The organism is Streptococcus sp. 27098_8_109 (assembly GCF_041432295.1).
Lineage (GTDB): Bacteria > Bacillota > Bacilli > Lactobacillales > Streptococcaceae > Streptococcus.
The window spans coordinates 1-13,584 of record NZ_JAPVZJ010000029.1; the positions used below are offsets into that span (position 1 = coordinate 1).

Consider the following 13,584-nt stretch of genomic DNA (forward strand, 5'->3'; position numbering starts at 1 on the left):
CCTTTTTGCACTTCAGCTGGGGTAGTTGCTGGTTGCGCTTCATTTGCTTCACGGTCTTGTCCGGAAACTGTAGGCGCAGGATTTGTCGCAGGTGTATGCGCATCTTCTATTTCTTTCTTAGATTCTGGTTTTGCTTGCACTTCTTCTTTTGGCGCTACCACTTGGTCTTTATCAGCTACATTCACTTTTTCTGGAGAGCTTGTAGCATCCAAGCTTGCTTTAGGTGTTGAATCTACCTGTTCTGAAGGAAGAGCTGTATCGACTGCTTCTTTGAGAAGTTCTGCTGGTAAGTCGCTCTTTTCACTCACCGAAGCAGCGTCTGGCACTACTTGAGCAGGGATTGGATTAACCACATCAGCACGTACAGAACTTGGTTGACCAACTAGGACAAAGAAGCCACTAGCCACAACAACTGAGGCAACACCGACACTAAGACGGCGAATAGACCAACGAGTATATCTTTGATTTGAATTGAATTTCATAGGATTCTCCTTAGAGTTTTTCTTTATTTGATGACTCTAGTATAATCTCCTAAAATTAAAAAGGATTAAGAAAAAGTTAAAATTTTTCTTAAATCCCTCTTATAAAATACTTATATTAATTAAATCCATAAACAGATTTGGTGATTTGATAGACGACATTAGAAAGTTTTCGAGCTGGCAAGACTGAATGTTTGGTCAAACGGCTGAGCATGGTCTTGCGGATAGCCTGAAAAACCTCTGGATTTTCCTGCTGAATATAGGTCCACAGCTCCCGTTTTTTGGCAAGATGCTCTGCTGTGCCTGATCGGTTGAGCAGGGCGCTGGAAATCACCGTCGTGATTTCAATATGATTCAGCAAATATTCTCGCATTTTTGGATGACTCACTTGGGACAAATCAAGCTGGTCTACCAAGAGTCGATTGACCTTGAGTTGCTGGTCAATGCGCCTAATCATCACTTGCTCATTGACAGACTGGTCCTCACGCCCAATCAAATAACGATAGAAATCGACAGGCAGATAGTACATGGTCTTGACCTGCTGAAGGGGGGTAAAGACAAAGAGATTATCGACATAAAAGGTATGCTCAGGCAGTTGGAACTGACTCGCTCGCAACAAATCTGTCCGATAAATCAGCGAGTGCATCATGATATACTGGCCTTTTGAGAAATTTCCGACCTGATCCCAGCCAAAAATCTGTTGGACAGGCAAGACTGACTCGTAACTCATACTCTTCTTACGAGACTGACCTTCCTTTTCATAGACAAAATTAGTCACAAAGGCATCTACCTCTTGCCCCTCACTCTCTAGTTCCTGCAAGGTTTCGAGAATTTTCAGGTAAGCACGGGGATCCACCCAGTCATCACTGTCAACTACTTTAAAATAACGCCCAGAAGCCTCCGCCAAGCCACGATTGACCGCACCGCCATGGCCCTTATTTTCCTGATAGATGGCTCTAACGATGTTAGGATACTTGCTGACTAAACGCTCAGCGATTTCCTGAGTCTGGTCCTGAGACCCATCATTGATAATCAAAATCTCAACTTGCTCACCACCAATCACTAGCGACTCCACACAGTAATGAAGATAGGCTGCGGCATTATAGCTAGGAATGGCGATAGACAATAACTTCATAATCTACTCCTTTAGGGGACTGATTTTTTCTTTCTCTCTTGTCACTTCTTTCTATTCTACCATAAAGTCCAGCTTCTGAAGGACTTTTACTAGAATACAAGGGTTGCTATCTCTATTTGCTATTTTGAGCATCAAAAAAGAGGGGATTCCCCTCCTTACGAATTTAATTCTACCAAGTCATCTAGATACTGGTTATTTATTACTGCCAAGATATAGGCATCTGCCCTCAAGAGATCATTAGGGCCAAACTGGACATCCAAGGGTGAATTTTCTTGTTCACGAAATCCTAGGACATTGAGGTTGTATTTGCCACGTAGATCTAGCTGGCTCAGGCTTTGACCTGCCCAGACACTCGGAATTTTCATCTCCACGATAGACACATTTTTATCCAGCTGAAAGACATCAACATTGTTATGAAAGAGAATGGTCTGCGCTAGAGACTGCCCCATTTCATACTCAGGTGAAATCACCGAGTCAGCACCGATTTTTTCTAGCACCTTCTTAGCTGTCTGGCTTTTGACCTTGGCAATAACCCTTGGTACCCCTAGACTCTTACAATGCATAACTGCAAGCACACTCGATTCCAGATTTTCCCCTGTTGCCACTACAACCGTATCACAGGTATCAATTCCTGCAGTTCTGAGGAGTTCCTCGTCTGTAATATCGCCCACAACTCCACGCGCCAAAACTGGCTCAAATTGATTGATACGCTCGGCGTGGTCGTCAATAGCAATGATATTCATATCTTGCTTGGCAAGGGCCATCAGGACACTACTCCCGAAAATCCCCAAGCCTAAAATTCCAATCGTACGATCTGACATCATTCTTCCTTTCTTATCCAATACTAATATCTGCTTTCATATACTGAATCAAATCTTTCTTATCAGGCTGGTAATCCGCTAGACTAACCAGCAAGGTCAAGGGACCGATACGGCCAATAAACATGAGCACCATGACAATGCTGAGAGCTAGCTTGCCCAATTCTGGTGTCAGATTTGCCGTTACCCCAACTGTCGCAAGAGCTGAAATGGTCTCAAACATAAGGTAGATAAATCGCGGTGTTCCTTCTGCCGTAATTCCCAACAACACCAAGCCCAACAAGAAGGTCATCAAAAAGATAATGAAGACACTAAAGGATTTTTGAACTGTTCGAGCCTCAATAGTTCTCTGCGCAACATTGGCATGAGGTAAACCCAGCAATTCACTACGCGCAAAGACCAACAAGACAAAGAAAGTCGTAATCTTGAGTCCCCCAGCCGTCCCTCCAGGCGCTCCACCCAGAAACATCTGTAGGATATAGATAAACAAGGTCACAGGCCGAGCTTGAGTGTAATCAATAGAAGCAAAGCCAGCTGTTCTCATGCTGACGGTTTGGAAAAAGCTAACCAGCACTTTCTCTGGAACACTGAGATTGCCAATTGTTCCTGGATTGTGCCACTCCGTAAAGAGTGTGGATACTGTCCCAAACAGCAAGATCCCTGCAGTCAAGAAGAGAACCAGCTTAGTGTGGAAACGCAGACGGCGTTTTTTCTTCTTGTCAAACTGGGTTGCCAAGTCAAACCAGACCATAAAGCCAAGACCACCCGTGATAATCAAGCCAGCAATGACCAGATTGATCAAGGGATCCGTCTGAAAAGCCACTAAACTGCTACTGCCGAAATTATCAAAACCAGCATTACAAAAGGCTGAAATGGCTAAAAAGATAGAGGTAAAAATGCCTCGTCCCCAGCCGAACTCAGGAATAAAACGGAAACTTAGTAGAAAGGCACCCAAGCCCTCCACTAGAAAAGTCGTCAAAAAGATAGATCGCATAAAGGCCTTCAGCGACCGAGTCTCCCCGTAACTAAAGCTTTCCTGAATAGTTTCACGACTGCGAAGACTGAGCTTTTGCTTCCCCTGAATATAAAAGACCCCGATAAAAGTCATGAGCCCCAGACCACCAATCTGTATCAAGAGCATACAAATCAACTGCCCCCAGACATTATAGGTAGTAGCTACCGGTTGCGTAGAAAGGCCGGTTACACAGACCATAGACACCGTCGTAAAAAGATGGTCAAAATAAGTGGCCTGCGAACCACTCGCTTGGACAAAAGGCAAACTCAAAAGGAGAGAGCCTATAAAAATAACTCCAGCGAAACTTAAAAAGATGCGACGAGCTGGCGAAAGTCCGCCCAAGGCTCTCTCAATTTTTTTCACAAATAATTTGAATAACATACATCCATTGTACCATAAAAAGTAGGAGAGTAGCTATATCTGAAAGGCTATCTCAAGGCAGAGTTCCAAGGCCTTCTCGAAAGCTTCTGAACCCCAGTCACGACTATCGTACTGGTCCAAGTCTGCTAAGGAATCAGCTGTAAACAACAACTCTCCCCAGAGAACCCCACGCAGTTGGGCTACTGCTGCAAGCGCAGAACACTCCATCTCCACAACAGCACAGCCTTCTTCCTTGCGATAAGCCACCTTTTCAGCCGTTTCTCGGTAAAAACCGTCTGTCGTCCAGGTCATGACTTCTTCATAGGGAATCCCTTTGGCTTCCAACACTCGCTCAATAGCAGCAGTAGCCTCTGGCTGAATTTCCATATAGCGAGAAGGTGCCACATAGTGATAGCTAGCACCTTCGTCTCGTAAAGCCCGAACAGGGACTAGAAAGGCATTTTCTTCTATATCAGCCAGTACACCACAGGTTCCAGTGGAAATAATCTGCTCCACACCATATCCAATCAACCAATCCATAAACTGGGCTGCTGGAGCTGAACCAACAGGAGCCTGAGCCAGACAGACCTCCTTGCCCTTGTAGCTCATGACGTAGACTGGATAGGTCTTGGTGGCAGAAAGGAATTCGCCGACACAGTCCGCCCCTACTTCCCTCGCATAACGGTCAATCTCCTCTTCTAAAAAAGCATAGACACACTTCTTTGGCAAGTGCAAGTCTAGCCCCTCGTGATTGGGCATGATAACCGCACGAGGATTATCATCAAACTCTAAAATAGGAATCGCATGTTTCTGAATCATAACTCATCTCCTCTAATTTTGTACTATTGTATCAAAAGCTGACAAAGTGTCAAGGAGGGGAATAGAAAAAAACATCCCAGTTACGAAATGCTTTAAAATTAATCAATGAAACAAACTTGCTAAGATATAGAGTAGGTAAATGTGAGTTGGGTAAAAGATGATGGAATCCATAAAAAAGAAACAACCTCCGCTGTTCCTTCTTACTTCTATTTCACAGGTATCTCCTTAATCACGCGCGCGGGATTACCAGCTAGGACAACGTTGTCGCCAAAAGACTTGGTAATAACGGCCCCTGCTCCTGCCACTACGTTATTGCCTAGTGTCACTCCAGAAAGGACAATGACTCCACCACCTGCCCAGAAATTGTCACCGATGGTGATGGGCTTGCCGTATTCGACACCTGAATTACGTTCATGCGGATCCAGCGGATGGAGTGGGGTTAAAAACTGACAGTTGGGGCCAATCATGGCATTGTCTCCGATGCGAATCGGGCAAACATCCAGCATGGTCAAGTTCCAATTAGAATAAAAATTTTCCCCTAGATGGATATTGACTCCATAATCGACCACCAGGCGTGGATTGACATAGAGATTTTGCCCAGTCGAACCAAACCAAGTCTTAATAATCTCCGCCCCCTTCAAGGGATCTTCTTCCTTGTTAAAGGCAGCCTGTTTTTGGCGAGAAGCCTGAGCCAAGGCCCGCAACTCAGGATCAAACGGATGATAGGGTTCTCCTGCAATCATTTTCTGGTATTCACTGGTCATTGTATTCTTCTCCTTATTCCCTACTATCATATCAAAATGTTTACATATCTGACTAGGATAAGGGGTACTTTCTACAATTTATGCTCTGATTTTTAACACATCTTGCCTATCTTGCTAAACGAATACGGGTCACAATTCCGTCTGGATCTGTAACTTCCAGCTGGCTAGATGTCAGCCACTTGATTGGTGCATCAACTTCCTGTGCTCGCTCGGCAATCGTTAACAATTCTTCCTTACTCGCGACTTCAATGACATAGTAGGCTAAGCCTAGCAAACCTTGCTTACGCGGAGCTAGGCCTTTTCCTCCCCATTCGTTGACTGCTAAATGATGATGATAGTCCCCAGCCGCAATCCAACTAGCGCTAGGCAAACTGAATTTATCCTCTAGTCCTAACACCTTTTGATAAAACTGGCTGGACTTTCGACTATCCTTGACGGAAAGATGGATATGCCCCATTCTCGTACCTTCTGCTAGGATAAAGGGCTCTACTCTTTCCCCCAACTCATAGATATCCTGCTCCGCAAGGGCCTCTGTCACCCCAATAATGCGTCCATCTTCTCGAATATCCCATGTGGAAACTGGCTTATCTCGATAGAGCTCGATGCCATTCCCCTCCAAATCTTCCAAGTAAAGGGCCTCACTGTAACCGTGATCTGCACCGCCAACAAGAGGAATCTGTAAATCTGTCAGGTGTTTCAATACATCAGCCAATGCCTTGCGTGTCGGCAAGAGAATAGCCAGATGGTAAAGGCCATAATATTCCCTTACTTCTCCACTCTCTTGTGCTTGAATCAGCTGAACCAAGGCTTTTCCACCAAGTCCTAGAATAGCCTCTGTCTCAGTCTGTGATAAGATTTCCAAACCAAGCACTTGCTGATAAAAGGCTGTTTGACTTGCCAAATCCTTTACATTTAAAACTGCCTCTGCCAAATAAATGTGACTCTTGTATTCATAGGTCATAAATAGACCTCTTTTCTAGTTGTAATTATTTTTATTACAACTATTATATAATTTCTATCAAGAAAGTCAAGCCAGACAACTTATAGAAACTCCCCTAGCAAAAACAATCCCAGAAAAATCTTCTAGGATTGTTTTGTGTTTATTTAACCGGCTCTATAATATTTGTAATGGGTAAATCCCCTATAGATATCATAAATCGGGATATACATAAGGAAATCATCGCTAAACTGGAGTACAATGCTCCATTTTGTCCTGATTTCGGAATCCAAATGAAGAAACATGACTTTCAAAAAAGCTATCAAATTTATTGCTATAAATATATATGGTGCTCCCATAGCAATAGTTAAAACAACTTTTCTTAATGCTAAAATTATCCTCTAACATCTCTATGAAAATCTCTCGTTACTATCAAATTGGAAATTTCATGCTCAATTTTTTCTTTTTCTAACACTCAATCCCAAGAGAAGTCCGATTGACCCAAGCACAAATAAGTTTTTATCATCAGTATTCGACGTCCTTGGTAACTCCTTAGCAGAATTCGCTAATTTTCTATCAGAACTAAGAATCACATTCTCATTCGAAGGAATTAGAAGTGTTTTCTTGTCTTCTTCTCCTTCTACAGCTTTGATTCCTCTTAAGATAACTTGATTAATCGGTTCTTTGGTAATATCGTTAGATAGCACACGACGTATTTCCACACCATTGTCACTACTAATTTCTGTAATGATGGTACGCTGACCTTTCTCTCCTGCAATCAAGACCTGAGTTTGACCTTTTGGTAAGCTAGCACTATCCCTATATTCAGTAGTAAAGTCAGTCTCCTCTATACGGGTTTCCACACTTGGTTTTTCAACCACTGGCGATAGAGGACCATCTTCTGGAATAGTACGACCGATAACCTTCACACCCTGATAGATGATTGTTGGGGTTGCTTCTTGCACAATTTCACTGGTTTGAGAAAGGATAATTCCAGTACGTATACCGTGGTCTGTTTCATAGATAGTGATAATCTTACGCTGACCTGCACGACCTTGAACAGTCTGACTTTGACCTTTCAGGAGTGAAGGGTCTTCACGATAAACAAGTACTGGTGCGATTTCTTCTATGCTAACAACGTTTTCTCGACTCTTAATAGGCTTAGTACCAACTAGGGTAATTTCAGGTTGAGAGGCCACTACATTTTCCTCACGGACAGAGAGGACCTTGTCTGTTTTCACGCCATCCAGTGTTTGGTATACTTTCACAACACTCTTAGAACCTGCACGGCCTGACTGTTTCAGCTGACTTTGATCTATATATAAATCAGAGCTAACCTCAGTCAAGCGTTCGTACGGAATTGATACCGTTTCACGAACTTCTTCTTTCCCTTCAATAGCTTTGATCCCTATTAAGACAACTTGATTAATCGGTTCCTTGGTAATAGTGTTAGATAGCTCACGACGTGTTTCTACACCATTGTCACTACTAATTTCTGTAATGATGGTACGCTGACCTTTCTCTCCTGCAATCAAGACCTTAGTTTGACCTTTTGGTAAGCTAGCACTATTCCTATATTCAGTAGTAAAGTCAGTCTCCTCTATACGGGTTTCCACACTTGGTTTTTCAACCATTGGCGATAGAGGACCGTCTTCTGGAGTAGTACGACCGATAACCTTCACACCCTGATAGATGATTGTTGGGGTTGCTTCTTGCACAATCTCACTTGTTTGAGAGAGGATCATTCCAGTACGTATACCGTGGTCTGTTTCATAGATAGTGATAATCTTACGCTGACCTGCACGACCTTGAACAGTCTGACTTTGACCTTTCAGGAGTGAAGGGTCTTCTCGGTACACAAGTACTGGTGCGATTTCTTCTGTGCTAACAACGTTTTCTCGACTCTTAATAGGCTTAGTACCAACTAGGGTAATTTCAGGTTGAGAATCCACTACATTTTCCTCACGGACGGAGAGAACCTTTTCTGTTTTTACTCCATCCAGTGTTTGGTATATCTTCACAACACTCTTAGATCCTGCACGACCTGACTGTTTCAGCTGAGTTTGATCTGTATAGAGATCAGAGCTAACCTCAGTCAAGCGTTCGTAAGGAATTGATACCGTTTCACGAACTTCTTCTTTCCCTTCTATAGCTGGAATACGAGTGTAGTCAATTATCATATCACGTGTAACATCTTCTGGAAGGGAAAGAATATAACTTCTTCCATCCTGTGCTAAAACTAGGTTTTTACCTTGATATTTAGCTTGATAACCTGTCACAACTGGAGCCGTTGACTGATCTGTTCCAACACGTCCTGCATTACTACGGTCGTTAGGATAAGTTATTTTTATTGTCTCTGACGGTAATTTTAGTACCCATTGTCCAAGTTTGCGATAATGAATAGCATCCACTCTTGCTGGGATATTTGGAGTACTTGATAATTCTGGTTTCCCCAATTCATTTGCTAGGTAACCACTCACAACTGGAGCTGAAACTGCTGGAAATTTATTTTGTTCAGCAATCCAACCCGTATAAAGAACAGCTTTGGTTACAAGATTAACAGTTGCTGTTCTTCTATAATTAAGAACAGCTTCGTGAGCAGGCGCAATTTCCTCACCTTGTGTATTCAAGAAACGAGTCGTACGACTAACCGACTTCTGTAAGTCTTTTTCTGTCAAACCAGCTGGCCAAGTAAGCTTCAACTGGCTATCTACCAATGAATCTTTTTCTTTATACTGACTAGCATCAATCTTCTCCACCCTTGGTGTAAGCACAATAGTAAATTGAGTAACCACACGACTGTTGTCACCATAAACAGGAGTTAGTATCTGATGAAATTCATCTGTAACAATCCGATAACCTTTGTTCAAGAAAGATAAAATTTCCCTGTCTACAGACTTACTATCAATCACTTCACCTGTTTTTCCAGTTAAAGAAACAGTTGATAAGACCGCTTTATTAGATTGATTCACAAAACGAATCTGAGCACTTTGATTATCTTTATCATAACGAATGATGCTATCTTGGGTGGCATCATCAGGACGTGGTGCTAGATATCCTTCTGCTGGACGATCCGTATTTTTCAAGGTCAAATAATTCCCATCTTTCCCAATCGCACGGTAACCCGCTATATAAGGAATGGTAACCGTACTATGATTGCCGATAACACTCGCATCTAAATAGCTATTGGGATAAGATATCCTATTCATTTCAGAATTTGGAGTTTGAACAATCCAAGAACCTAATTTCTTATAACGGACACTAGTTGTCACCGAAATTGGTACCAAAGTCTGAACATCTTTTTCGATATTTTGGTTAGTAATCAAAGATCTATCAGCCAAATATCCAGCCTGTATAGGAACAACAAGACTGTCAAACTCTGACTTAGCCAAGACCCAAGAACCATAAGTAACCGTACCTTTAACCAGATCAACAATAGCATTACGACTATAAGCGACTGTCTGTACTGTATCTGGGAAAACTTTTCCGTCATCAGCAACATAATGTATAGTTCGGGTTACAGTTCTATTCAAATCATCGTAGCTCAAACCAGCTGGCCACCTTAAGCCATTGTTGATATCAGGATAAAGGAGAGAATCTGCCACTTTTGGATCCGTTGGTTCAACAGTGCGAGTACGGATTGGCAGACGAACATTGGTAGTATCCAGTGGAATATCTGTCACGCTATCCAAAGTCCCTGTTTGAATACCTGTTACAGTCGCCCCCTCATCCTCTGGTTGCCATTGGAAAAGAAGGGTACGATTATCATACTGAGTAACAAAAGGCAGTTTTCTACCATTAGATAATGTTAAAACCAGGCCTTTTCGAGCAAGTACCTCACCATCATAACGTATAGAAACTAATTTATCATCTGTCGTCACTTGAGCAGAAACTGCCCGAACCGTTGGATTTAAGAAATCCCAGTTAAACTTTCTAAAGGAAAGAGTATAGTCATTTTCACCATCTTCACTGTGCTCATAGAGAAGACCAAACTCACCATTACCTAGATTTTGAACAGAATTATAAGCAAACTTACCAGCTTGGACCAAATTATGTCTGATCCATTTCAAACTACCATCTGATTGAACTTCTGCAAGTCGAGCATAACCATTTTCACGACCACGTCCATTAGCATTTACTAATACAATGTACTCCCGACCATTTTGCACAGTGTGAACTGCTGAAAGTTGTACATAAACATCTGGAATATCACTAATTGTTTCAACAGCACCCCAAGTAGCACCACCATCTTTACTAGTAGAAAATTGAACATGACCACTTCGATTACGCATAAACATCTTGAGTGTTCCATCGTTTAACTCTACAACAGTAGCCTCAGTCAATTCTGCTGCTGTGTTTCTCATAGTATTAGAATTCAAAGTTTCCCCTCTGAAGATACGACCATCATTAGGAGAAGCTCCCATATGCCAAGTCAAACCATGATCATCAGAATAAATTACACGAGAAGACTGAGAACCATTGAGATGAGATACATAATTAGTTGAATACATAGGTACTACTAAACGCCCTGCATATTGACCATGCTTCAATGCAATACCTGAACCTGGACCCGTACCCAAAAATTTCATCCAATCTTTCTTTATCTGGGGTGTAATGTCCCTTGGTGCTGACCAAGTTTTTCCGTCATCATTGCTCTCTGAAATCCATATAAAATTATCCTTGGCTACACGAAAAGGCGAGTCAGTTGTTGGGGTAAAATATATATTTCCCACTAACTTACTACCATTATACAAATCACCTGTATCACTGTACTTATTTTCAGACTGAGTCGATTTAGTGATTACATGATAAGATGTCTTTTGATTATTACTATCATAAATATAATCATCTTCCCGAATAGTATATTTCTCATTACCCTTATATACTATCTGATATGTTCGACCATTGACAACTGTATAAGACTCTTCACGAGTAACACTCATACCCAAAATTCCTTGTCCTTCTGGAAAGACATCGTAGATAGAATAAATTTTCTTTGTCTTGGAATCTTGTACTAAAACCATATCAATAGAAGTAGGAGAACCAATATTAGCATTTCTAGCTCTTGGATTATCACGAATATTTAAAATATTAATTCGTTCACCCCAAGTTTTGCCTCCATCCTCACTTCGACGAACAACCATTCCAATATCACCCCAGTCAGAATAATGCAAACGACGTTCATCTGCCCCTGCAATTATTGTACCATCATTCGTTTTCAGCAAAGATGGTATACGATAAGAATAAATCCCATCACTATTTTTCTGACCATTCAATCCAGACTGAAAAACAGCCTTATTATCTGTTAATTCAGCTGGACCAAGAGCCTTGTTTCCCTCAGGATCTCGAAGAAAAATAGTACTTCGTTGTCCTACCTCTGTGTCACTGAAGGCATAATCATAAATCGTTAGATTACGGATATCTAGATTAGTCCCCCAAACTTTACCATTTCCACGTTGCATAGCTCCTAACTGCATATTGGTCAAATTTTGCATAGCTGTCAAAAAAAGACCAGATTTAGCAGAAGATTTTGATAACCTACCATTAACATAAAGTTTCGCCTCACCAGCATCTACATTAACATTAGGTCGAGAAATAGTAAAGGTCAACGAATTCCACTCATTAGGACGAATACTTTCCTTTCCATCTTCAAAACGATCGTACTGATAGCTCCCCTCTTTTCCTGTTCTAGCCTCTACAACAGGCTTGTTTCCACTTACTCCTAAAAGGAAATACTCATTTCGACTTGAAGTACTAGAGGTAGAAAATACACTATATAAATTCGGTACCGTTTCTGTTGCTTTAAACTCAACATGAACAGTAGCATTGGTCAAATTCTTGACTTTTGGTAGATCTGAACTAAGGTCAGTACTCTTATCTGCATTATTATTTGTCTCCACGTCATCTACCGATACCACTTCTGAATTCTTGAATATCTCACGAGCATAGTAATCGTCTTCTTTTTTCATCTCCTCAGCACTAGCTGTTACCTTGACTACTGAAGCATCTTCTACTGTATTTGTATGATTAGATATTTTGTTGGAAGTATCATCACTAGAACTGGACACCGTACTGCTTCCTATAACATCAGTTCCTTCTATAACAGCAGGTTCTTTCTCAAGTTCAGCTGCACTAACAGGACTAGACACTGAAGCTCCAAAAACCAACGCTGTACCTAATAAAACAGAACAAAGCCCAACTTTATACTTACGAAAAGAGAATAGTTGTCGCTGATTTGATGATTTTATTATTTTTTCTTTCATATTAAACCAATTTCTAACAATCAAAGGATACTATTTTTGAAGACTGAAATTTTGTCTATCAAAATCCTATAAATTTAATTATACCCCAATTATCAAGTCAAGTGCAAGAAAGTTGTTCTTCTGATTAAGTGAACATCTTGCAATCTATTTGACTTGGCTAAACAGCTTCTCTTTCTAATTTCTAGGCTCAGGCTAAAACAGTTCACTGGACTGTTTTACTCCAACATCTTAGCCATGCTATGAGTTGTGTACGTGTCCAAATCATGAATCAATTGGATAGAAAATCCCATGAATACAAGGCTATTAAACGTTACTGGAAGCTCATTCAACAGGATAGTCATAAACTCAGCGATAAACGATTTTATCGCTCTACTTTTCGCATGCACTTAACTAATAAAGAGATTCTAGACAAACTTTTGAGCTATTCAGAATACTTAAAACACCACTATCATCTCTATCAACTCTTGCTTTTTCACTTTCAGAATAAAGAGCCTGACAAATTTTTCGGACTTATTGAGGACAATCTAAAGCAGGTTCATCCTCTTTTTCAGACTGTCTTTAAAACCTTTCTCAAAGATAAAGAGAAGATTGTCAATACACTTCAGTTACCCTATTCCAACGCAAAATTGGAAGCGACCAATAATCTCATCAAACGCAATGCCTTTGGTTTTCGAAACTTTGAAAACTTCAAAAAACGCATTTTTATCGCTCTGAACATCAAAAAAAGAAAGGACTAAATTTATCCTTTCTCGAGATTAGCTTTTCTTCAACCCACTACAGTTGACAAAGAGCCAGAAAAAGGAGCGGATAGAATATCCTACTCCTTAATCTTATCAGAAAATCTAATTAGAATTAGTCTTCTTTCTTCTTGCGAGCTACAAGACCAAATCCACTCAATACTCCGAGAAGTCCAAGTGCTGCAAGGTTAGCATGGTCTTCTGTACCAGTATTTGGCAATTCACGCTTACCTTCAGCTTCTTTGACTGCTGTTGGT

General features: G+C 41.2%; 9 protein-coding genes and 1 pseudogene. 1 reads left to right on the top strand and 9 read right to left on the bottom strand.

What is annotated here, in order from left to right; all coding sequences use genetic code 11:
- From O3664_RS08835 to O3664_RS08870, 8 genes are all read right to left on the bottom strand, one after another.
- Nucleotides 1-482 (bottom strand): YSIRK-type signal peptide-containing protein (locus O3664_RS08835; protein WP_371613915.1); only part of this gene is annotated, 482 nt, incomplete at its 3' end.
- A 115-nt stretch (nt 483-597) separates the two neighbouring features.
- Nucleotides 598-1,614 carry a glycosyltransferase family 2 protein gene (locus tag O3664_RS08840; RefSeq protein ID WP_371613916.1) on the bottom strand — a complete coding sequence of 339 codons (1,017 nt, stop codon included), beginning with the start codon at nt 1,612-1,614 and terminating at the stop codon, nt 598-600.
- Between the two features lie 155 nt (nt 1,615-1,769).
- Nucleotides 1,770-2,435, bottom strand: coding sequence for a TrkA family potassium uptake protein (locus O3664_RS08845; RefSeq protein WP_049544547.1), 666 nt, complete (start codon nt 2,433-2,435; stop codon nt 1,770-1,772).
- Nucleotides 2,436-2,448: 13 nt separating this feature from the next.
- Nucleotides 2,449-3,828, bottom strand: coding sequence for a TrkH family potassium uptake protein (locus O3664_RS08850; RefSeq protein ID WP_049502305.1), 1,380 nt, complete (start codon nt 3,826-3,828; stop codon nt 2,449-2,451).
- Nucleotides 3,829-3,861: 33 nt separating this feature from the next.
- Nucleotides 3,862-4,626 (bottom strand): nucleoside phosphorylase, encoded by a 765-nt coding sequence (locus O3664_RS08855; protein WP_049502306.1) that lies wholly within the window; start codon nt 4,624-4,626, stop codon nt 3,862-3,864.
- Nucleotides 4,627-4,832: 206 nt separating this feature from the next.
- Nucleotides 4,833-5,390, bottom strand: a complete 558-nt coding sequence (locus O3664_RS08860) for a sugar O-acetyltransferase (protein WP_143952606.1) — start codon at nt 5,388-5,390, stop codon at nt 4,833-4,835.
- Nucleotides 5,391-5,496: 106 nt separating this feature from the next.
- Nucleotides 5,497-6,351, bottom strand: coding sequence for a VOC family protein (locus O3664_RS08865; RefSeq protein WP_143952607.1), 855 nt, complete (start codon nt 6,349-6,351; stop codon nt 5,497-5,499).
- Between the two features lie 428 nt (nt 6,352-6,779).
- Nucleotides 6,780-12,590: a G5 domain-containing protein gene (locus tag O3664_RS08870; protein WP_371613917.1), complete on the bottom strand. Its 5,811-nt coding sequence runs from the start codon at nt 12,588-12,590 to the stop codon at nt 6,780-6,782.
- 215 nt (nt 12,591-12,805) lie between these two features.
- On the opposite strand from O3664_RS08870, the pseudogene O3664_RS08875 reads away from it, so the two are divergent.
- Nucleotides 12,806-13,349: pseudogene (locus tag O3664_RS08875) on the top strand (transposase); the annotation flags it as partial.
- Nucleotides 13,350-13,442: 93 nt separating this feature from the next.
- On the opposite strand, the gene O3664_RS08880 reads toward O3664_RS08875, so the two are convergent.
- A partial coding sequence (locus O3664_RS08880) for an LPXTG cell wall anchor domain-containing protein (RefSeq protein WP_371613918.1) occupies nt 13,443-13,584 on the bottom strand: 142 nt, incomplete at its 5' end.